18 protein-coding genes are annotated in these 20,144 nt (G+C 59.7%); 5 read left to right on the top strand and 13 right to left on the bottom strand.

All coding sequences use genetic code 11. The annotated features are described in order from the left end of the window. The first annotated feature begins 126 nt into the window (after window positions 1-126). Window positions 127-438 (top strand): MGMT family protein, encoded by a 312-nt coding sequence (locus tag HA46_RS09895; RefSeq protein ID WP_033788822.1) that lies wholly within the window; start codon window positions 127-129, stop codon window positions 436-438. Window positions 439-470: 32 nt separating this feature from the next. Here the strand turns inward: HA46_RS09895 and HA46_RS09890 are convergent, their stop codons facing one another. Continuing rightward, a complete protein-coding gene (locus tag HA46_RS09890; protein WP_033788821.1) occupies window positions 471-1,028 on the bottom strand; it encodes a YbaY family lipoprotein in 558 nt (185 codons plus the stop codon). A gap of 199 nt (window positions 1,029-1,227) precedes the next feature. Between HA46_RS09890 and tesB the strand changes: the two genes are divergently transcribed. Next, on the top strand, window positions 1,228-2,091 hold the full coding sequence (gene tesB, locus HA46_RS09885) for an acyl-CoA thioesterase II (RefSeq protein ID WP_084883973.1): 864 nt from the start codon (window positions 1,228-1,230) through the stop codon (window positions 2,089-2,091). A 94-nt stretch (window positions 2,092-2,185) separates the two neighbouring features. On the opposite strand, the gene amtB is transcribed toward tesB, so the two are convergent. From amtB to HA46_RS09860, 5 genes are all read right to left on the bottom strand, one after another. Beyond that, the gene (amtB, locus tag HA46_RS09880) at window positions 2,186-3,472 is read right to left on the bottom strand and encodes an ammonium transporter AmtB (RefSeq protein ID WP_033788819.1); all 1,287 of its coding nucleotides are present in this window, start codon (window positions 3,470-3,472) and stop codon (window positions 2,186-2,188) included. Window positions 3,473-3,505: 33 nt separating this feature from the next. Further along, complete coding sequence (gene glnK, locus HA46_RS09875; protein WP_033752690.1) at window positions 3,506-3,844, bottom strand: P-II family nitrogen regulator; 339 nt, start codon at window positions 3,842-3,844, stop codon at window positions 3,506-3,508. Between the two features lie 257 nt (window positions 3,845-4,101). Next, window positions 4,102-5,877, bottom strand: coding sequence for a SmdB family multidrug efflux ABC transporter permease/ATP-binding protein (locus HA46_RS09870; RefSeq protein WP_084883970.1), 1,776 nt, complete (start codon window positions 5,875-5,877; stop codon window positions 4,102-4,104). After that, window positions 5,864-7,639 carry a SmdA family multidrug ABC transporter permease/ATP-binding protein gene (locus tag HA46_RS09865; RefSeq protein WP_084883967.1) on the bottom strand — a complete coding sequence of 592 codons (1,776 nt, stop codon included), beginning with the start codon at window positions 7,637-7,639 and terminating at the stop codon, window positions 5,864-5,866. Before HA46_RS09865 ends, HA46_RS09870 begins: the two co-directional genes overlap by 14 nt. 23 nt (window positions 7,640-7,662) lie before the next feature. Continuing rightward, window positions 7,663-8,124, bottom strand: coding sequence for an Lrp/AsnC family transcriptional regulator (locus HA46_RS09860; protein WP_033788816.1), 462 nt, complete (start codon window positions 8,122-8,124; stop codon window positions 7,663-7,665). A 115-nt stretch (window positions 8,125-8,239) separates the two neighbouring features. Between HA46_RS09860 and HA46_RS09855 the strand changes: the two genes are divergently transcribed. After that, window positions 8,240-9,271, top strand: coding sequence for a PLP-dependent cysteine synthase family protein (locus HA46_RS09855; RefSeq protein WP_244269248.1), 1,032 nt, complete (start codon window positions 8,240-8,242; stop codon window positions 9,269-9,271). A 34-nt stretch (window positions 9,272-9,305) separates the two neighbouring features. Here the strand turns inward: HA46_RS09855 and cof are convergent, their stop codons facing one another. Continuing rightward, the gene (gene cof / locus HA46_RS09850; RefSeq protein WP_084883964.1) at window positions 9,306-10,127 is read right to left on the bottom strand and encodes an HMP-PP phosphatase; all 822 of its coding nucleotides are present in this window, start codon (window positions 10,125-10,127) and stop codon (window positions 9,306-9,308) included. Window positions 10,128-10,219: 92 nt separating this feature from the next. On the opposite strand from cof, the gene HA46_RS09845 reads away from it, so the two are divergent. Both HA46_RS09845 and queC read left to right on the top strand, forming a co-directional pair. After that, window positions 10,220-11,902 (top strand): SgrR family transcriptional regulator, encoded by a 1,683-nt coding sequence (locus HA46_RS09845; RefSeq protein WP_084883960.1) that lies wholly within the window; start codon window positions 10,220-10,222, stop codon window positions 11,900-11,902. 74 nt (window positions 11,903-11,976) lie between these two features. Next, window positions 11,977-12,672, top strand: a complete 696-nt coding sequence (queC, locus tag HA46_RS09840; RefSeq protein WP_033788812.1) for a 7-cyano-7-deazaguanine synthase QueC — start codon at window positions 11,977-11,979, stop codon at window positions 12,670-12,672. Window positions 12,673-12,711: 39 nt separating this feature from the next. Here the strand turns inward: queC and HA46_RS09835 are convergent, their stop codons facing one another. The 6 genes from HA46_RS09835 to clpX form a co-directional block, all read right to left on the bottom strand. Then, window positions 12,712-13,110 (bottom strand): acyl-CoA thioesterase, encoded by a 399-nt coding sequence (locus HA46_RS09835; protein ID WP_033788811.1) that lies wholly within the window; start codon window positions 13,108-13,110, stop codon window positions 12,712-12,714. 103 nt (window positions 13,111-13,213) lie between these two features. Beyond that, window positions 13,214-13,537 (bottom strand): ComEA family DNA-binding protein, encoded by a 324-nt coding sequence (locus tag HA46_RS09830; RefSeq protein ID WP_084883957.1) that lies wholly within the window; start codon window positions 13,535-13,537, stop codon window positions 13,214-13,216. A 139-nt stretch (window positions 13,538-13,676) separates the two neighbouring features. Next, a complete protein-coding gene (ppiD, locus tag HA46_RS09825) occupies window positions 13,677-15,545 on the bottom strand; it encodes a peptidylprolyl isomerase (RefSeq protein WP_084883954.1) in 1,869 nt (622 codons plus the stop codon). Between the two features lie 246 nt (window positions 15,546-15,791). After that, window positions 15,792-16,067, bottom strand: coding sequence for a nucleoid-associated protein HU-beta (gene hupB, locus HA46_RS09820; RefSeq protein WP_033752705.1), 276 nt, complete (start codon window positions 16,065-16,067; stop codon window positions 15,792-15,794). A gap of 214 nt (window positions 16,068-16,281) precedes the next feature. Beyond that, entirely contained in the window at window positions 16,282-18,636 is a 2,355-nt protein-coding gene (lon, locus tag HA46_RS09815; protein ID WP_084883951.1) for an endopeptidase La, read from the bottom strand. Window positions 18,637-18,826: 190 nt separating this feature from the next. Further along, window positions 18,827-20,098: an ATP-dependent protease ATP-binding subunit ClpX gene (gene clpX / locus HA46_RS09810; RefSeq protein WP_033752707.1), complete on the bottom strand. Its 1,272-nt coding sequence runs from the start codon at window positions 20,096-20,098 to the stop codon at window positions 18,827-18,829. Window positions 20,099-20,144 lie beyond the last annotated feature (46 nt).

Raw genomic sequence — 20,144 nt, 5'->3', positions numbered from 1 at the left:
TATCAGGGAAGCCCCCGGCAATTGCAAGCGCCGTCCTGATGACCGTTGTTTTCTTGAACAATGCGTCTCGCCAGAGGACCGCGTCGCTGTGCTAGAGTAGCGTTTTGGCTTCTGCGCAAGGTCGTTATGGATTCGCAAGAGAGTTTTCAGCAGCGCATATGGCACATCGTGGCCGCTATTCCGCCTGGCAAAGTGGCCACCTATGGCGATATCGCCCGACTGGCCGGTTCGCCGCGTGCGGCGCGTCAGGTGGGGGGCGTGCTGCGTCGTTTGCCTGCCGGCAGTCGGCTGCCGTGGCATCGCGTCATTAATCGGCACGGCACCATTTCATTACAGGGCGACGATCTGTTGAGGCAACGCGACGCGCTGGCGGCGGAAGGCATTGAGATAAGCGATGACGGGCGTGTCGCGCTGGACATTTATCGCTGGCAGCCTTGACAGCGGGGCGAAACCGCCCCGCTCTTAGATGATTACAGACTGGTTGGTGCAGGCACGGCGGAAGATGGCGTAACCTGAGTCGGCGAGGTCGACGGCACAGTGCTGACCGCGCCGGGCTGCGTAGGCAGCGCGGTTTGCGGTACCGGCACCAGCAGCAGTTCCGCTTTGGTGCCGCCCTGGTTGATGACCGGCTTCACCGAATCGGTGATAAAGGCCAGCTTGCCGTCGATGGTAATAGCCGCGCTCAACAGAATACGCGCATTGGGCTGGATATCCGCCGGGTTAAACGGCAGCACGAACTGGAACGGCGCCTGCTTGCCCTGCGTATGTACGGCGCGCTGCGACAGCACTTTTGACGGCGCATTCGCTACTGTCGCGTCGGAGAGCGTGACCGTCAGCACCGCGTCAGGCGGCAATGCAATCCGCTGACGAATATAGACCGAACCGCTCACGTTAGGCTGCGCAATCGCCGCCTGTTGCCCTGCCGCGCTGGCACCCAGCGTCGGTACCGGTACCGGCTTGCTGTGATCGGCGCAGCCTGCGGCGGCTGCAATCAAGGTAATACCACTTACCACTTGCCAGAGTTTCATTGATGTCGTCTCCATCTGATCACTATGATTATCGGCTGCGAATTTATCGCCTGGGGTTTCATTCGCCTTATGTGGTTAATCCTGGCATAAAATCCAGATATTTCCTCTCTGCCCCTGCGTGGCTCTGCTGCACTCTTTGATTGACGGCAACTGGTCGGATCTTTCACACTGAGCGGGTTAACTTTGTGAGGATTGCACTATGAGCCAGGCGCTGCAAAATCTGCTGAATTTATTAAATCTGGAAAAGCTGGAAGAGGGTATCTTTCGCGGCCAGAGTGAAGATTTAGGACTGCGTCAGGTCTTTGGCGGTCAGGTGGTCGGCCAGGCGCTCTACGCGGCGAAACAGACCGTGCCGGAAGAGCGTATTATTCACTCTTTCCACAGCTACTTTTTACGGCCGGGCGACAGCAAGAAAGGCATTATTTACGATGTGGAAACCCTGCGCGACGGCAAAAGCTTTAGCGCGCGCCGCGTCAGCGCGGTGCAGAACGGACAGCCTATTTTCTATATGACCGCCTCTTTCCAGGCGCCCGAGAGCGGCTTCGAGCATCAGAACGCGATGCCTGAGGTGCCCGGCCCGGAGACGCTGGCATCGGAGCAGGATCTGGCGCAAAAGATGGCGCATCTGCTGCCGGAAAAGGTGCGGGAGAAGTTTATCGCCGAGCGGCCGCTGGAGATACGCCCGGTTCAGATCCACAATCCGCTAAAAGGCCACGTCGACGAGCCGGTACGTCAGGTCTGGATCCGCGCTAACGGCGGGCTGCCCGCCGATCTGCGCATTCACCAGTACCTGCTGGGCTACGCCTCCGATCTCAACTTCCTGCCAGTGGCGCTGCAGCCGCACGGCAAAGGATTTCTTGAAGCGGATATGCAGGTCGCCACTATCGACCATTCGATGTGGTTTCACCGCCCGTTCAACTTCAGCGACTGGCTGCTCTACAGCGTGGTAAGCACCTCGGCCTCCGGGGCGCGCGGTTTTGTGCGCGGCGAGTTCTATAACCAGCAGGGCGTGCTGGTCGCCTCGACCGTGCAGGAAGGGGTGATGCGTCAGCGCAGCGAATAGGCTATCAGGCTGCGCAAAGGCGAAAAATAAGGGGCGAATAGTCGCCCCTTTACTTTTTTCTTTTTTTAGCGCACTGCCTTTCCTGCCCGACGGCTTACTGGTTGTAAGCATTCTCGCCGTGGCTGTTGACGTCCAGACCTTCGCGCTCCTGCTCTTCCGGCACGCGCAAGCCGACAATCATATCCGCCAGCTTAAATCCGATAAAGGCGACCACCGCAGACCAGACGATCGTTACGCCGACGCTGAACAGCTGCACCCATACCTGATGGCCCATGGTAACGCCTTCCGCATAGCCGACGCCGCCCAGCGAAGAAGAGGCGAACACGCCGGTCAGGATACAGCCGACGATGCCGCACACGCCGTGCACGCCGAAGACGTCGCAAGGGTCGTCCACGCGCAGCATTCTCTTCAGCGAGGTCACGCCCCACAGCCCGGCCAGACCGCCCACCAGGCCGATAATCAGCGCCCCGCCGACGCCCACATAGCCGCAGGCTGGAGTAATGGCCACCAGGCCGGCGATAAAGCCGGAACAGGCGCCCAGCAGCGACGGTTTGCCGCGTACCGCCCACTCGCCGAAGGTCCATGAGAGCACCGCGCCTGCGGTCGCCACCACGGTGTTCAGGAAGGCCAGCGCGGCAATTTCGTTAGCGGCGGAGGCGGAGCCGGCATTAAAGCCGAACCAGCCCACATAGAGGATCGCCGTGCCGGTGAAGACCATCGGCAGATTATGCGGTTTGAACGCTTCTTTGCCGAAGCCGGCGCGTTTGCCCACCAGATAGGCGCCTACCAGACCCGCGATAGCCGCGTTAATGTGTACTACGGTGCCGCCGGCGAAGTCCAGCGCGCCATCCTGCGCAAGAAAGCCGCCCGCCCAGACCATGTGCGCAATCGGCAGATATGCCAGCGTCACCCACACGCCGACAAAAATCAGCACGGCGGAGAAGCGGATGCGCTCGGCGATGGCGCCGACGATCAGACCCACGGTGATACAGGCGAACGACGCCTGGAACGCCACGTGGATATACTGATAGAAGCTGCCCATTACCGCTTTCAGCTCGATGTTTTTCAGCATTGCCCACTGGAAGCTACCGAAGAAGGCGTTGCCTTCGCTGAAGGCCAGCGAATAGCCGTACACAATCCACAGCACACAGACCAGTGCAAACGTCACCGCCACCTGCGTCAGCATAGAGAGCACGTTTTTGCCGCGAATCAGACCGCCGTAAAACAGCGCGATCCCTGGAATCGTCATAAACAGCACCAGCGCGGTGCAAATCATCATAAATGCGTTGTCGGCCTTATCCGCTACGGCAGGCGCAGCCATCGCCAGCGACGGTAACAGCGACAGGCTGATGAGGCCCAACAAGGTGAGTGCTTTATTCATTTTTTTCCATCCCATCAGATAACGTAGCCGAAATTAAAGCGCTGCTTCGTCGGTTTCACCGGTACGAATACGGATAACGCGCTGCAGCTCGGCGACAAAAATTTTGCCGTCACCGATCTTGCCGGTATAGGCCGCTTTGCTGATCACATCCACCACTTCGTCGAGCTGGTCGTCGGCGATGGCGACGTCGATCTTGACCTTGGGCAGAAAGTTCACGCTGTACTCGGCGCCGCGATAGAGCTCTGCATGGCCTTTCTGGCGACCGAACCCTTTAACTTCAGAGACGGTCAGCCCCTGAATGCCGATAGAGGAGAGGGCTTCGCGCACATCCTCCAGTTTGAACGGTTTGATGACCACGGTAACCAGCTTCATTGCATCCCCTCCGGGTAATAGACAAGTGAGTCGCCTCAGACACGCAGAGACAGAAGCAAAGGCTGTGCCAGGAATGAAAATGCGCAGGCGGCGAGAGATAAATGCAGCCCGGCCCGGCTTGAAATGGCAAAAGAGGAGAGCAGAAAAAGAAAAGCGAAAGAGGAGGCTAGATAAACTGCACTTCTTTGGTGCTCCTGGCCTCAAAGAAGTGCAAAGAGTGGGAACATTCTGATAAATGCGCGCAAAAAAGGTGCAATTTACTCTACGGTGGCGACGGCTTTGCCCGACGCGAGTTCATCGCCCGCCTGCTGCAGCTGATACATCTGCCAGTAGCGTCCCTCTCGCGCCAGCAGCGCGGCGTGGTCGCCCTGCTCTACCACCTGACCACGATGCAGCACCAGAATAGTGTCGGCCTCGGTGATGGTCGAGAGACGATGGGCGATCACCACCAGCGTCGTGTGCTGGCGCAGCCTGCTCAGCGTCTGCTGAATCGCCTGCTCGGTGCCGGAGTCGATATTGGCGGTCGCCTCGTCGAGGATAAGAATCTGCGGCATCTCCACCAGCACGCGCGCCAGCGCCAGCAGCTGCTTCTGCCCGACCGACAGGTTATTGCCCTGCTCCCCTAGTCGCGTATGAATGCCGTCTGGCAACGCGCGCGCCAGCGAGTCAAGCTGCACCTGCTCCAGCGCCTGCCAGACCGCCTCTTCGCTGATATCGCGGCCGAGACGCACGTTAGCCAGCAGGCTGTCCGCCAGCACGACCGGATCCTGCTGCACCATGGCGATGCCGCGCCGCAGCGTCTGATGGCTGAGCTGACCAATAGGACGGTCGTCCAGCCAGATCTCGCCGCGCGTCGCCGGGTAGTAGCCCATCAGCAAATTTGCGAGGGTGCTTTTACCGCTACCGGTATGACCGACAAGCGCCACGAAACTGCGCGCCGGCACCTCAAGGTTGATATCGCTCAGCACCTCGCGATCGGCGCGATAGGCGAAACTCAGCTGACGCAGCGAGAGGCGTCCCGACGCCAGGGGGCGATCGTCGCTGCCGTAGCGCTGCTGCGCGGCATCCATCAGCTCGAAGATACGTTCGCCCGACACCACCGCCTGCTGCAGCATCGACTGCTGCGTCGTGAGTTCAATCAGCGGCTCATTGAGACGGCCGAGCCAGGTGATAAACGCATAGAGCACGCCGACTTCGAAAATGCCCGGCGAGGAGAAGCTGAACAGCATCAACAGCCCGCAGAGGATCACCGCCGAAAACAAGCTGAGCAGCGGACGCAGCAGAAAACCGTCGAGCCGCAGCGTCTGCATGCGCGCCTGATAGTGCGAGCGGCTGGCCTGGCTCATGCGCTCGCCGAAGCGCGCCTGCTGGCGAAACTGCTGGATCACGCTCATGCCGTTGATCACTTCGTTAAAGCCGTTGTTGATATCCGCCAGATAGCTGCGCACGCGGCGCGCGATGGGCGTACTGTAGCGCTGATAAATCAGCATTACCGTCAGCACCAGCGGAAAAATCGCCATCGCTACCAGCGCCATACGCCAGTCCAGGCTGAACATCGCCACCATCATCGCGCCGATCAGCGCCGCGCTGCGCAGCACCGTGGCGACCACCGTCACGTAGAGATCCCTGATCACTTCGGTATCGTTGGTAACGCGCGAGATAATCTGTCCGACCGGCTGGGTGTCGAAGGCGCTGAGCGGCTGACGCAGCGCCGCATTCATAACATCGCTGCGCAGCTGCTGCACGACGCCGATCGCCGCGCGGTTAAACAGCAGCGACTGGAAATAGTGCAGCCCCGCCGCCAGCAGCTGCAGGAGAATAAAGCCCGTCACCAGCCCGGCGACGATGCCCCAGGGCATCTGGTGTTTCGCCACCAGGTTATCGATAAAGTAGCTGACCAGCACCGGTCCGGTCACCTCGGCCGCGGCGGCGATCCAGAGCAGACCGACCGCCAGACTCAGCGATCTGCGCCACGGCCTGCCGTAGGCGAGCAGCCGCTTCAGCGTCGGCCATAAGCGTTTAGAGGTCGCCATCAGGCTCTCCTTTTGCCGATTCGTCTTCGTCCAGCGCCGCCTCAAGCTGCTGATAGCGATACATATCGCGATACCAGCCCGGCTGCGCCGCCAGCGCGTCATGATCGCCGCGCTGGGCGATCTCGCCCTGCTGCAGCACCAGAATTTCGTTCGCCTCCGCCAGCGCCGACAGGCGATGTGCGCTGATAATCAGGGTGCGGCCCCGGCTCCAGAGACGCAGGTTGTGCAGAATGTCGTGCTCGGTGCGGCCGTCGACCGCCGACAGGGCATCGTCGAGGATCAGGATCTCCGCGTCGAGGAGCAGCGCGCGCGCGATAGAGAGCCGCTGCTTCTGGCCGCCGGAAAGCATCACCCCGCGCTCGCCCACTTCGGTGGCGTAACCCTGCGGCAGCCGCAGGATATCCTCGTGCACGCAGGCCAGCTTCGCCGCGCGCTCAACCTCCTCCTGCGTGGCGTCGGGCTTGCCCAGCGCAATATTGCTCGCCACGCTGTCGGAGAAAAGGAACGGCGTCTGGCTGACGACTGCCAGCCGACTGCGCCAGCTGTCGATGCGCAGCTGCGTCAAAGGAATGTCGTGGTAGCGAATATCCCCCTGTTCGATATCGAAATGGCGCTGCAGCAGGCTGAGCAGCGTGCTTTTTCCGCTGCCGGTCGGGCCGCACAGGCCCAGCATCTGTCCCGGTTTCAGCGCAAAGTTGAGGTCGCGCAGCACCGGCGCGGCGCTGGCCGGATAGCGAAATTCGCGGATCGAAGCCTGCAGCACGCCCGCTTCCGCCGGCGGCTCCCGATCGCCATCCTCGACCGCAGGCGCTTCCGCCAGCAGCGCGCCGATGCGGCTCCAGGCGGCGCTGCCGCGCTCGACGATGTTAAACATCCACGCCAGCGCCAGCATTGGCCAGATCATCAGGCCGAGATACATGACAAAGCTGGTGAGCTGACCGAGGGTCAGCTGGTCGTGCCACACCATCCAGCTGCCGCCGCCAATCGCCAGCAGGTTCGAGAAGCCGATAGCGATATAGATGGTCGGGTCGAATCGGGCGTCGACGCGCGCCACGCGCAGGTTTTTTGCGCCGGTATCGCGCGCAATAGCGGAGAATTGATCCGACTGGTGCGACTCCAGGCCGAACGCCTTAATCATGCGGATGCTGGTCAGGCTCTCCTGCGTCTGGTCGTTCAGGCTGGAGAAAGCCGCCTGCGCCAGCTTGAAGCGGTCGTGCAGCTGGTTGCCGTAGCGGTGGATAAACAGCGCCATGATCGGCATCGGCACCAGCGACAGCAGCGTCAGCTGCCAGCTGATCTGCAGGCTCATCACCAGCAGCACCACGCAGCCCATCACCAGCGAATCCACCAGCGTCAGCACCCCTTCACCGGCGGCGAACACTACGCGATCCACGTCGTTAGTGGCGCGCGCGATAAGATCGCCGGTGCGATGACGCAGATAAAAGGCGGGATGCTGGCGGCTAAGCTGGCGATAGAAATCCTCGCGCAGTTCGACGGCCAGCTGATAGGAGGCGCCGAACAGCAGCACGCGCCAGACGTAGCGCAGCAGATAGGTCGCCACGGCGGTCACCAGCATCACGCCGATCCACATCAAAATAGTGCGCCCGCTCATGGTGTGATGCGTGACGCCATCAACGATCACGCCCACCAGATGCGGCGGCAGCAGCTGCAGGATAGCGATAACGATCAGGAGAGTGATCGCGCCCAGATAGCGTCGCCACTCGCGGATAAAATACCAACTTAACTGGCTAAATAGTCGCACTACGCTTTTCTCTTTCTTTTGCTTCAGGGAGCAACGGGTAACGCCGTGGTGTATTTAATCTCCTCCATGGCGAAGCTGGAGGTGACGTCAATCAGGCCCGGCACGCTGTTGACCAGACGCTTGTAAAAGTCGTCGTAGCGTTTCATATCCGCAACCTGAATGCGCAGCAGATAGTCGAACTCGCCCGCTGTGCGGTAGAACGCCAGCACCTCAGGCATCTCCTGCACCGCCGTGACGAAGCGCTGATACCATTCGCGGCTGTGCTGCTGCGTTTTGACGAACATAAAGGCGGTCAGCGTCAGGCCGAGCTTTTCCGCATCCAGCAGCGCGACGCGAGCACGGATGATACCGTCATCCTCCAGCTTTTTCAGTCGCTTCCAGCATGGCGTCGTGGTGAGGTTGACGGCGTCCGCCAGCGCCTGCAACGACAGCGTGCAGTCCCGCTGCAGCAGATCGAGTAAATGACGGTCAGTTTTATCTAACATTTGCCTCCTCGGGAGAATATTTTTCTCCGGATACGCCATTATAGCGGGAATAAAGCCAACTCTTTTTCCTGCGCGTGCCTTACAATCAGCGCAACTTTTCAGTCGGAATCGCATCATGAGTAACTGGACTCGCCACGCCATCAATGAGATCAACGCGGACTTTCAGCGCTCCGCCGAAACCCACCTGATTCGCTTTCGCCTGGCGGATTATCCCGGCATCGATTTCTATCTGAAAGATGAGAGCACACATCCCAGCGGCAGCCTGAAGCATCGGCTGGCGCGCTCGCTGTTTCTTTACGGGCTGGCGAATGGCTGGATCAACGAGAACAGGCCGGTGATAGAGGCCTCTTCCGGCAGCACCGCCGTCTCGGAAGCCTATTTCGCTCAGCTGCTCGGCCTGCCCTTTATCGCGGTCATGCCGGCGAGCACCGCGAAGCGCAAAATCGAGCAGATCCAGTTCTATGGCGGCCAGTGCCACTTTGTTACCGACCCGTGCGAGCTTTACAGCGCCTCAATGCAGCTGGCGCGCGAGCTGAACGGTCATTTTATGGATCAGTTCACCTACGCCGAACGCGCCACCGACTGGCGTGGCAATAATAACATCGCCGAGAGTATTTTCCGTCAGATGGCGCTAGAGCCTTGTCCCGTGCCGCATACGCTTATTATGGGCGCCGGCACCGGCGGCACCTCGGCGACGCTGGGCCGCTATATTCGCTATCAGGGTTTCGCCACGCGGCTGCTGGTGGTCGATCCTGAGCACTCGGTGTTTTACGATTACTGGCACAGCCGTGACGCGACGCTGCGCAGCCCGCGCGGCAGCCAGATCGAAGGTATCGGTCGTCCGCGCGTCGAGCCCTCTTTTATGCCTGACGTGATTGACGAAATGATGAAGGTGCCGGACGGCGCCACGCTGGCGGCGATGCTGAAGCTGGCGCAGATTATCGGCCGTAAGCCAGGCGCCTCAACCGGCACCAATTTTTGGGGCATGATGCAGGTGGCGAAGCGGATGCGGGCGAAAGGGGAACGAGGCGCGCTGGTGACGCTGATGTGCGACAGCGGCGAGCGCTATCCCGACAGCTATTACGACGCCGGCTGGGTCGCGCGGCAGTTTGGCGATATCAGCCGCTGGCAGCGGGAACTGGAATAAAATCGCGGACTCCCTGTCCGCTTCACTGTAATCCTCAGCATTCGGGGGAATACGCGAGGTGCGGCGTCGCCATCCAGTGATCTAAATAGTGAGACACCGCCTGTGTCTCGCAATGGCCGATAACCGGCAAATGAGGCAGCGCGGACTTGAGCTGGCTCATGGCGTTGCCCATCACGAACCCTTTGCCCACCAGTCCCAGCATTTCGCGGTCGTTCATGGCGTCGCCGAAGGCCATGCACTCCGCCAGCGGCAGCGAAAGATGCTGGCAAAGCATGGCGAGCGCGCTGCCTTTGTTGCAGTTGAGCGGCAACACCTCCAGACAGTCCAGCGCTGAGAAACAGATATGGGCGCGGTCGCCGAGCGCCGCCTCCAGCTGCGTTTTCAGCTGGCAGAGCCTGTCGTGACTTTCGACGAAGCAGATTTTAGTGACCTGATGCGCCGGAATGCTTTTCAGATCGCATAGCTGGTAGCGAAAGCCGCTCAGCGCGTGCGCCTGCAGCATCTGGGGCACAGGCACGTCGGTAAACCAGCCGTCGTCGTTGAAAACGTGCACCGTGGCGCTGCTTTCCCAGCGGCTGTGCAGCACCTCTTCCGCCACCGAAGACGAGAGATCGCTGGCGAACAGCAGGTTGCCGTCCAGATCGTGCACGCGCGTGCCGTTGCCAGTGATCAGCCAGGCGGGCAGCGTGATGCGCTGCCGCAGGATCTGCATCTCCAGCAGGTGACGGCCGGTAGCGAAGGCCAGCTGCACGTCGCGCTGATGCAGCGCAAGCAAACTGTTTAACGTCTGCTGCCCCAGCTGATGGCTGGGCAGCAGCAGCGTGCCGTCCATATCGAATGCGGCAAGTCGCGCCATGGCTCTCTCCCGTTGATAAGTCAGCCTTCACTATCGCCTGGCAATCCCGGAACTAATAGTGAATACTTTTCGAAAACTGTTCCGGGTTTGCTATGCGCCAGCTTAATCGCCTTAATCAGTTTCAGCGCCTGTGGCAGCAGAGCCAGGGCGCCCCCCAACAGACCTGCGTGGCCGAGATGGCCAGCCGCTGCTTTTGCAGCGATCGCCACCTGCGCACCCTGCTGTCCCATTGGCAGCATGCAGGCTGGCTCCGCTGGCAGGGCGAGTCGGGGCGCGGCAAGCTGGGCACGTTGACCTTTCTTCGATCGCCCGAACAGCTGCGGCAACAGCTGCTGCAGACGCAGCTGCAGGCGGGCAACGCCGCCGAAGCGCTGCAGGTGCTGGATATGGCGCCGGAGCGGCTGGTAGATCTGCTGCGTCCGCTGATGGGCGGCCAGTGGCAAAACGACGCCCCTGTGCTGCGCATCCCCTACTATCGCCCGCTCGATTCCGTTGCGCCGCTGCAGATTGTCGGGCGCGCCGAACAGCACCTGGCGCGTCAGCTCTTTTCCGGCCTGACGCGATTCGAAGCGGATGAGCCGGTCGGCGATCTGGCGCATCACTGGCAGCACGCCGACGAAGGGCGCGTCTGGCTGTTCTGGCTGCGTCCGCAGCTGTTCTGGCACAACGACGAGCCGCTTCAGGCCGCGCAGCTGGTCGAGCAGTTTCAGCGCATTTTGCAGGACGCGCGCGCGCAGCGCCTGCTGGCGGACGTCGCAAGCATAGACGCGCCGCATCCGCTGGCGCTGCGCTTTCGGCTGAGCCGCAGCGACTACTGGCTGCCCTGGCGGCTGGCGCATCAGCTCTGTTTGCTGCCCCATCCCCAGCAGCCGCGCCTGGGCAGCGGCCCCTGGAAGCTGGCGCACTTTACGCCCGAGCTGGTGCGTATCGAGAGCCATACGCGCTGTCACCTGCAGCTGCCGCTGATGCAGGCCGTTGAGTACTGGATTACGCCGACGCTGTTCGATCGCGCGCTCGGCACCAGCTGCCGCCATCCAGTTCAGATCGCCATTGGCGATGCGGCAGATCTCGCGTCGCTGCGTCCGGTCAGCCGCAGCATCAGCCTCGGTTTTTGCTACCTCGCCTGCCGCCCGCGCGCCGGGTTTAGCCCGGCGCAGGCGCGTCGTCTGCTCCGCCTGCTGCAGCAAAGCGGCATCGTTGCGCAGTTGCCGCTGGAAGAGGGGCTGATTACGCCGAGCAAAGAGCTACTGCCGGGCTGGCCGGTGCCGACGGTAGAGGATGAGGCGCCGCATCTGCCGCCGCGTCTGACGCTGCACTACCAGCTGCCGGTCGAACTGCATGAAATGGCGCAGGCGCTGCGCGAGCTACTGCGGGCGGAGGGCTGTGAGCTCACCCTGATTTTTCACGACGTGAAAAGCTGGCGAGGCAGCGAGGCTCTGGCGCAGGCCGATCTGGTGATGGGCGACCGGCTAATCGGCGACGCGCCGCTTTTTACGCTGGCAAGCTGGCTGGAGATCGATCGGTTGTGGTCCGCGGAGACCAGCCAGCATCTTCGTCAGCAGCTGTCGAGGATACAGCAGCTGGCCGACGACGAGCCGCGCCGCGCCGCGCTGCACCAGCTCTACCACAGCCTGATGCGCGACGGCCTGCTGCTGCCGCTGTTCAACTATCGCTATCAAATCTTCGCGCCCCCAGGCGTAGAGGGCATCCAGCTGAACACCCTTGGCTGGTTTGACTTCAGCCGCGCCTGGGTTCCGCCGCCGCTGACGGCGTGAAGCCGCGCTTCGCGCTGTTCAGCGGGCGGGAGAGTGATTACCATAGGTGCAAAATTTTCAACCAGGACCCGATGATGAAACGAGCCGTTGTAGTCTTTAGCGGTGGACAAGACTCCACCACCTGTCTGATCCAGGCGTTGCAGCAGTATGACGAAGTGCACTGCGTCACCTTCGACTATGGCCAGCGCCATCGCGAAGAGATCGACGTCGCCCGCGCGCTGGCGCTAAAGCTGGGGGCGCGCGCCCATAAGGTGCTCGACGTCACCCTGCTGAACGAGCTGGCGGTAAGCAGCCTGACCCGTGACAACATTCCGGTCCCCTCTTACGATCCCGCTGCCAGCGGCCTGCCGAGCACCTTTGTGCCGGGACGCAATATTCTGTTCCTGACCCTCGCCTCGGTTTACGCGTATCAGGTCGAGGCGGAGGCCGTGATCACCGGCGTCTGCGAAACCGATTTTTCCGGCTATCCCGACTGCCGCGACGAGTTCGTTAAAGCGCTCAACCATGCGGTCAGCCTCGGCATGGCGCGCGAGGTGCGTTTTGAAACCCCGCTGATGTGGCTCAATAAAGCAGAGACCTGGGCGCTGGCCGACTACTGGCAAAGCCTGACGCTGGTACGGGAAGAGACGCTGACCTGCTATAACGGCGTCAAGGGCGACGGCTGCGGGGAATGCGCCGCCTGTCATCTGCGCGCGCGCGGCCTGAATGACTATTTCGCCGATCGCGACGCCGTGATGGCGGCGATGAAAAGCAAAAGCGGTCTGGTCTGATATTGGCGCGGCGCCGCTCAGACGCGCCGCGCTGTTGACTCAGGCGGAGAAAGCCTCCAGCCGTGCGCGCAGTTCGCTCTCCAGCGCGACCGCTTTCTGCGTGCGCAGATCGATGCAGACGAAGGTCAGTGCTGCATCCGCCACCAGGGTTTCGCTTCCCGCCAGCGTTACGCGCTGAGTAATTACGCCGCTTTTTCCGTTCAGCTGCGTCATTTCGCTGTCTATTGCCAGAACGTCGCCCAGCACAGCCGGGCGACGGTAGTTGATATTGATATTCACCACCACGAACGCCAGCTGCTGCTGCTGCAGCCAGTTGAACGCGTCCGCCTCTTCGAGCCATTGCCAGCGCGCCTCTTCCAGAAACTCCAGATAGCGCGCATTGTTGACGTGCTGATACACGTCGAGGTGATAGCCGCGAACTTTGATCGTGGTCTGCATGCCTGACATCTCCTGTCGTTAAAAGGACCTAACTGGTATGACCTCCTTAGCGTAGCAAAAGGCCTTTTATCGTGCGGCAAAAGCGTCAGGGTTGCGTCTTAGCTCACAGTTTCAGCCGCTCGGCATTACGTTCGATAAGCGAATTGCCGATGCCTGGCACCTCCTTTAGCTGTTCGACGGCGGTAAAAGGCCCGTACTGCTCGCGATAGCTGACAATCGCCTGCGCCTTCTTCAGCCCGACGCCGTTCATTGCCGCCGACAGCTGCTCGGCGGTCGCCTCGTTAATATTGATTTTTTCGTCTGCAGCCTGCGCGGCCTGGGCGGTTGGCGTCTCGCCTGCGGTTTCCGCCGCCGACAGGCTGGAATAGCCCACTGCGCCGCCAAGCGCGAGAGTAAAGCAAAGAACTGACAATAGTGATTTAGACATGCTCTGTTTCTCCTTATGTTTAACAGCAAGGAGAGCGTGACAGAGAAGAGAGAAGGCCTCAAAAGGCAACATCCAGAAATGGAAAAGGCCGCGCAAACGGCCTTTTAGGTTTTCACTGCAGAACACTTTTTTGCGAGCGTTACTGCATTTGCGCTGCGGCACCGTATTTGATTTTGGCTTCTTTGCGCAGGTTCGCGAGCAGCGCTTCAAACGCCAGCTGCGCGTTATTCTGCGTCACGCCCTTAATCATTTCGTTTACCTGCTCCTGCGGCAGCGTACCGCTGCTGACCTTGTCCAGCGCCACCAGCACCACGTTGCCCTGCATATCTTCGCTCACGCCCCACGACGTTTTACCGTCAACGGGCTGCGGCAGATTGAAGGCGGTCTGCGCGACCGGATCCTGGCTGTTGCGGTCGACGGTTTTGCTGGCGCTCAGCGTCAGACCGGCTGCGTTCAGCACATCCTGTTTGCCCGCTTTGAGATCCGCCAGCAGTTTGTCCGCCTGAGCCTTCGCCTGCTGTTCCGCTTTATCGTGCTTCAGCGTATCGGCAATCTGCGCTTTCACCTCATCCAGCGGTTTAATCGCTTCAGGTTTGTGCTCGCTGATGCGCAACACGAACGCGCGGTCGCCATCCACGGTAATCACGTCGGAGTTGTTGCCTGGCGCGCCGTTCTGGCCGGTCAGGCCGCCGTTGAAGATGGCGTTTTTCACCGCGTCAAAATTGAGCTCCTGCGGCACGCTGTCGCGGCTGAACCAGCCGGTCTCAACCACTTTCAGGCCAGAAGCCTGCGCGGCGCCGGCGAGCGACTCATTGTCGTTGCTCGCCGCTTCGCTCACTTTCTGCTGCTGCTGATAGAAGGCGTCGACCGCTTTCTCCTGCTTCGCTTTGTCGGCCACCGCGTCGCGCACTTCGGCCAGCGGTTTGATCAGCTCCGGCTGGATATCGTCCAGACGCACCACCAGGAAGCCGACCGACGATTTAATCACGCCCGAAAGCTGGCCTTTCTGCGTCAGTCCGGCGTTTTTCAGCTCGTCCGGCGTGGTAGCCGGCTCAAGCCAGCCCATGTCGCCGCCCTTGCGCGCGGAGATAGGATCGATTGATTTGCTTTTCGCCAGCGCGGCGAAGTCCGCCCCGCCCTTCAGCTGCGCCAGCACGGCGCTGGCATCCGCCTCGGTTTTGGTCTGGATGACGCTGTAGCGGTTACGCTGCGGCTGGGTGTAGTCCGCTTTATGTTGGTCGTACCAGCTTTGAATGTCGGCGTCGCTGACGCTGGCCTGCATGCTGGCGGCATCCATTTTGATGTAGCTGACGCGGAACTGCTCCGGCGCCATAAAGTTGTTTTTATGCTGCTGGTAGTATTGCGCGATCTCGTCGGCCGTCGCGGTTTGCTTCGCCGCCAGCGCGTTGACGTCAATCGTCGCCTGACGGATGTCGCGCTTCTGCGACACCAGATCCACCAGCTTGCTGGTTTCGCCTTTAAGCATAAAGTCGGTATTGGCGACGGCGTTGATCAGCTGCTGGGTCGCCAGCTGCTTACGCAGCGCTTCCGCGTAGCGATCGGCGGTAAAGCCCATGCTGCTCAGCAGAGCGTTATATTTCGCGTTGTCGAACTTGCCGTTGGTCTGGAACGCCTGCTGGGCGAAAATCGCCTGCTTGACCTGATCGTCGCTGATAGAAATGTGGAGGTCGTTGATGTACTGATCGAGCAGCGCCTGATCCACCAGCTGCGACAGCGCCTGCTGACGCATCTGCTGCATGAAGCCGTCGTTGCCGGCAAGCTGCGAGAACTGATCGCCCAGCATTTGCTGCTGGCGGCTGCGCTCGCTGTTGAACGCCTGATCGAGCTGCGCGCGGCTGATTTCCTGTCCGTTGACTTTAGCGGCGTAATCGCTGCCGCCGCCGATAAGGTAGTTGCCAACGCCGGTCAGCACGAAGGAGAGGATAATCAACCCCAAAATAACCTTGAGCACGACATGATTCGACGCCGCGCGTAAATTGTCCATCATGGTATGACAACGCTCCGCTGTAGTGTGGATATAAACCTCGGGCGCAACGCCTGTCGGATAAAGGCCGTTACGCAACTGCCGTTTAGCCTGGCAGCTTCACTCCTGTTGAGACAAGTCTTAGCGCGATTTATCCCCGGATCCGAATAAAAAAGGCACATCAAATTTGATGTGCCCGTATGTTACATGAGAACGCATGAACCGTCCTCTAGTCCACGGAAGAAAATGCTTCTGCGGACGGGTGCGATGTCATGCGTTGACAGCGTCTTTCAGCGCTTTACCGGCGCGGAAGCCCGGCACTTTGCCAGCGGCAATGGTGATCTCTTTGCCGGTCTGCGGGTTGCGGCCGGTACGTGCGGCACGCTCGCGTACGGAGAAAGTGCCAAAGCCCACCAGAGCCACTTCGTCGCCGCCTTTCAGCGCGTCGGAAACAGAACTGGTGAATGCGTCCAAAACACGTCCCGCTGCTGCTTTAGAAATGTCAGCGTCTGCAGCAATTTTGTCGATCAACTGTGACTTATTCACTCTCTTCATCCCCTCTTTTATTATTTCACTTCACATCCGCGCGTCCTGCCGGATACGAATGCGCAGCACGTTATATCAAGCCTGTTGAGGCGAAACAACGGAATTCATCTTAATCGCTGAATCCGCAGCCCCCTAAATTAACGGCACTAAAAAAAGCTGGCAAGCGCTCATTGGCCTGCCAGCTTCGCTTTTTAATGCTTTATGTCGCTAATCACTATTTTGCGGTAGCGACCTGCATGCCGTATGGGGCATTTTCCAGCGCAAGGCCTAAAACTTCTTCGATGCGTTTCACCGGATGGATCTCGAGATCGGCAATAACGTTGGCCGGAATCTCTTCCAGGTCGCGTTTGTTATCGTCCGGGATCAGCACCACTTTAATGCCGCCGCGATGGGCCGCCAGCAGCTTCTCTTTCAGGCCACCGATCGGCAGCACCTGGCCGCGCAAAGTGATCTCGCCGGTCATCGCCACGTCGGAGCGCACAGGGTTGCCGGTCAGACAGGAGACCAGCGCGGTGCACATCGCGATACCCGCGCTCGGGCCATCTTTCGGCGTCGCCCCTTCCGGTACGTGAACGTGGATGTCGCGCTTCTCGTAGAAATCGCCGTTGATGCCCAGCTTCTCCGCGCGCGCGCGAACGACCGTTAGCGCCGCCTGGATCGACTCCTGCATCACCTCGCCGAGCGAACCGGTGTAGGTCAGCTTGCCTTTGCCCGGCACGCAGGCGGTTTCGATGGTCAGCAGATCGCCGCCCACTTCGGTCCACGCGAGGCCGGTCACCTGGCCGACGCGGTTTTCGCTTTCGGCGCGGCCATAATCGAAGCGCTGTACGCCCAGGTAATCCTTGAGGTTGTCGCCATTGATGGTGATATGTTTCTGCTCTTTATTCAGCAGCAGCGTTTTCACCGCTTTACGGCAGAGCTTCGACAGTTCGCGCTCCAGGCTACGTACGCCCGCTTCGCGCGTGTAGTAGCGGATAATGCCGACGATGGCGCTGTCTTCCACCGTGATTTCGCTCTCTTTCAGGGCGTTACGCTCAATCTGCTTCGGCAGCAGATGCTGTTTGGCGATATTGAGCTTCTCATCCTCGGTGTAGCCAGAGAGGCGAATCACTTCCATACGGTCCAGCAGCGGCGCCGGAATGTTCATGGAGTTGGAGGTGGCAACGAACATCACGTCGGAGAGATCGTAATCTACTTCGAGGTAGTGATCGTTGAAGGCGATGTTCTGCTCGGGATCGAGCACTTCCAGCAGCGCGGAAGCAGGATCGCCGCGCATGTCGGAAGACATTTTGTCGATCTCATCCAGCAGGAAAAGCGGATTTTTCACCCCGACCTTCGCCATCTTCTGGATCAGTTTGCCCGGCATAGAGCCAATGTAGGTCCGGCGGTGACCGCGGATTTCCGCTTCGTCACGCACGCCGCCCAGCGCCATACGCACATACTTACGGCCGGTCGCCTTAGCGATCGACTGACCCAGCGAGGTTTTACCCACGCCCGGCGGTCCAACCAAACAGAGGATCGGGCCTTTAATTTTGCTGACGCGGCTCTGCACGGCGAGGTATTCCAGGATGCGGTCTTTGACGCGCTCCAGGCCGTAGTGGTCGGTGTCCAGCGTCTCCTGGGCCTTGCGCAGGTCTTTTTTCACCTTGCTGCGCGCGTTCCACGGCACCTGAACCATCCAGTCGATATAGCCGCGCACCACCGTCGCTTCGGCGGACATCGGCGACATCATTTTTAATTTCTGCAGCTCGGCTTCGGCTTTTTCGCGCGCTTCGGCCGGCATTTTCGCCGCGTCGATTTTGCGCTTCAGGGCTTCGTACTCATCCGGCACGTCGTCCATTTCGCCCAGCTCTTTCTGAATGGCCTTCATCTGCTCATTCAGGTAGTACTCGCGCTGGCTTTTCTCCATCTGCTTTTTAACGCGGTTGCGAATGCGCTTCTCAACCTGCAGCAGATCGATTTCCGACTCCATCATCGCCATGAGATATTCCAGACGCTCGTTCACGTCCGACATCTCCAGCACCGACTGTTTATCGGCTAATTTCAGCGGCATATGGGCCGCGACGGTGTCGGCAAGGCGCGCCGCATCGTCGATATTGTTCAGCGAGGTCAGCACCTCCGGCGGGATCTTTTTGTTCAGTTTGATATAGCCTTCAAACTGATTGATCGCCGTACGGACCAGCACTTCCTGTTCGCGCTCTTCGATTTCCGGCGAGATCAGGTATTCCGCCTGCGCGGTAAAATGGTCGCCATTATCCGCCAGGGTAGTGATATGCGCGCGCTGCAGGCCTTCGACTAAAACTTTGACGGTGCCGTCAGGCAGTTTCAGCATCTGCAGCACTGAGGCTACGGTCCCTACAGAGAAGAGATCGTTAATGCCAGGTTCATCCGTTGAAGCCTCTTTCTGGGCCACCAGCATGATCTTCTTGTCATGATCCATCGCCGCTTCGAGGCAACGAATCGATTTTTCCCGACCAACAAACAACGGAATTACCATGTGCGGATAAACCACCACGTCGCGCAGAGGCAACACGGGGATTTCAATGCGTTCAGAACGCTCAGGATTCATAGAGCTCTCTCTTAGTTAGTGTCCGCCAGGTGATGGGCACCGCATAATGCAGGGAATGTGCAGTTAAACCCACAGGATTATGAGTATATGGGGATGATCGTTCGACATTCAACGTCATGAGAGCGAGAAAAACAAAAGGGGAAAGAATTTTCCCCTTTTTTAATAATATCAACGCCCTTACGCTGGCGAATTATTCGCCAGACGCCTGGGCTTCATGCTTGCCGTAGATAAGCATCGGCTCTGACTGGCCTTCGATAACCGACTCGTCAATCACCACTTTTTCCACGTCTTCCATAGAAGGCAGGTCATACATGGTTTCAAGCAGCGCGCCTTCAACGATAGAACGCAGGCCGCGAGCGCCGGTCTTACGCGACATCGCTTTTTTGGCGATGGCGGTCAGGGCTTCGTCGCGGAACTCCAGCTCGACCCCTTCCAGGTTGAACAACGCCTGGTACTGTTTGGTCAGGGCGTTCTTCGGCTCGCGCAGGATCTGGATCAGCGCTTCTTCGCTCAGCTCGTTGAGCGTCGCGACCACCGGCAGACGACCGATGAACTCCGGGATCAGGCCGAATTTGATCAGATCTTCAGGTTCAACCTGAGAGAGCAGTTCGCCTTCGCTCGCTTTTTCCGACTTGCCTTTCACCGTGGCGCCAAAGCCGATGCCAGAGCCGGTTTCCACGCGCTGGGAGATCACTTTATCCAGTCCCGCGAATGCGCCGCCGCAGATAAACAGAATCTTAGAGGTATCGACCTGCAAAAACTCCTGCTGCGGATGCTTGCGGCCACCCTGCGGCGGAACGGCCGCCACGGTGCCTTCGATCAGCTTCAGCAGCGCCTGCTGCACGCCTTCGCCGGAGACGTCGCGCGTAATAGACGGGTTATCCGACTTACGCGAAATTTTATCGATCTCATCGATATAGACGATGCCGCGCTGCGCCTTCTGCACGTCGTAGTCGCACTTCTGCAGCAGCTTCTGGATGATGTTCTCCACATCCTCGCCCACGTAGCCCGCTTCGGTCAGCGTGGTGGCGTCGGCCATGGTAAACGGCACATCCAGCAGGCGCGCCAGCGTCTCCGCCAGCAGGGTTTTACCGCTACCGGTCGGACCAATCAGCAGAATGTTGCTTTTGCCCAGCTCGATGCCATTGCTGGTATCGCCGTTGCGCAGGCGTTTGTAGTGGTTGTACACCGCAACCGCCAGCACTTTTTTCGCCTTTTCCTGGCCGATAACATAATCATCGAGGTGATGGCGGATTTCGTGCGGCGTAGGCAGCGCGCTACGTTCGCGATGCGGGGCAACTTCTTTAATCTCTTCGCGAATGATGTCATTGCACAGATCGACACATTCGTCGCAGATATACACTGACGGCCCGGCAATCAGCTTACGCACTTCATGCTGGCTTTTGCCGCAAAAAGAGCAGTACAGCAACTTCCCTGAACCGTCTTTGCGCTTATCTGTCATCAGTTAACCTCTTCTTGTTCTCAGGCCATACTGGCGTACGGCGCAG

This window comes from Pantoea septica (assembly GCF_002095575.1).
GTDB lineage: Bacteria > Pseudomonadota > Gammaproteobacteria > Enterobacterales > Enterobacteriaceae > Pantoea > Pantoea septica.
The sequence above is the reverse complement of the archived record's forward strand: the minus strand, read 5'-3'. Positions and strand labels throughout refer to the sequence as shown.

What these genes read in the sequence shown, in the direction of transcription:
- HA46_RS09895 (WP_033788822.1), top strand. Translation starts at nt 127, where the DNA reads ATGGATTCGCAAGAGAGTTTTCAGCAGCGCATATGGCACATCGTGGCC.
- HA46_RS09890 (WP_033788821.1), bottom strand. Translation starts at nt 1,028, where the DNA reads ATGAAACTCTGGCAAGTGGTAAGTGGTATTACCTTGATTGCAGCCGCC.
- tesB (WP_084883973.1), top strand. Translation starts at nt 1,228, where the DNA reads ATGAGCCAGGCGCTGCAAAATCTGCTGAATTTATTAAATCTGGAAAAG.
- amtB (WP_033788819.1), bottom strand. Translation starts at nt 3,472, where the DNA reads ATGAATAAAGCACTCACCTTGTTGGGCCTCATCAGCCTGTCGCTGTTA.
- glnK (WP_033752690.1), bottom strand. Translation starts at nt 3,844, where the DNA reads ATGAAGCTGGTTACCGTGGTCATCAAACCGTTCAAACTGGAGGATGTG.
- HA46_RS09870 (WP_084883970.1), bottom strand. Translation starts at nt 5,877, where the DNA reads ATGGCGACCTCTAAACGCTTATGGCCGACGCTGAAGCGGCTGCTCGCC.
- HA46_RS09860 (WP_033788816.1), bottom strand. Translation starts at nt 8,124, where the DNA reads ATGTTAGATAAAACTGACCGTCATTTACTCGATCTGCTGCAGCGGGAC.
- HA46_RS09855 (WP_244269248.1), top strand. Translation starts at nt 8,240, where the DNA reads ATGAGTAACTGGACTCGCCACGCCATCAATGAGATCAACGCGGACTTT.
- cof (WP_084883964.1), bottom strand. Translation starts at nt 10,127, where the DNA reads ATGGCGCGACTTGCCGCATTCGATATGGACGGCACGCTGCTGCTGCCC.
- HA46_RS09845 (WP_084883960.1), top strand. Translation starts at nt 10,220, where the DNA reads ATGCGCCAGCTTAATCGCCTTAATCAGTTTCAGCGCCTGTGGCAGCAG.
- queC (WP_033788812.1), top strand. Translation starts at nt 11,977, where the DNA reads ATGAAACGAGCCGTTGTAGTCTTTAGCGGTGGACAAGACTCCACCACC.
- HA46_RS09835 (WP_033788811.1), bottom strand. Translation starts at nt 13,110, where the DNA reads ATGCAGACCACGATCAAAGTTCGCGGCTATCACCTCGACGTGTATCAG.
- HA46_RS09830 (WP_084883957.1), bottom strand. Translation starts at nt 13,537, where the DNA reads ATGTCTAAATCACTATTGTCAGTTCTTTGCTTTACTCTCGCGCTTGGC.
- ppiD (WP_084883954.1), bottom strand. Translation starts at nt 15,545, where the DNA reads ATGATGGACAATTTACGCGCGGCGTCGAATCATGTCGTGCTCAAGGTT.
- lon (WP_084883951.1), bottom strand. Translation starts at nt 18,636, where the DNA reads ATGAATCCTGAGCGTTCTGAACGCATTGAAATCCCCGTGTTGCCTCTG.
- clpX (WP_033752707.1), bottom strand. Translation starts at nt 20,098, where the DNA reads ATGACAGATAAGCGCAAAGACGGTTCAGGGAAGTTGCTGTACTGCTCT.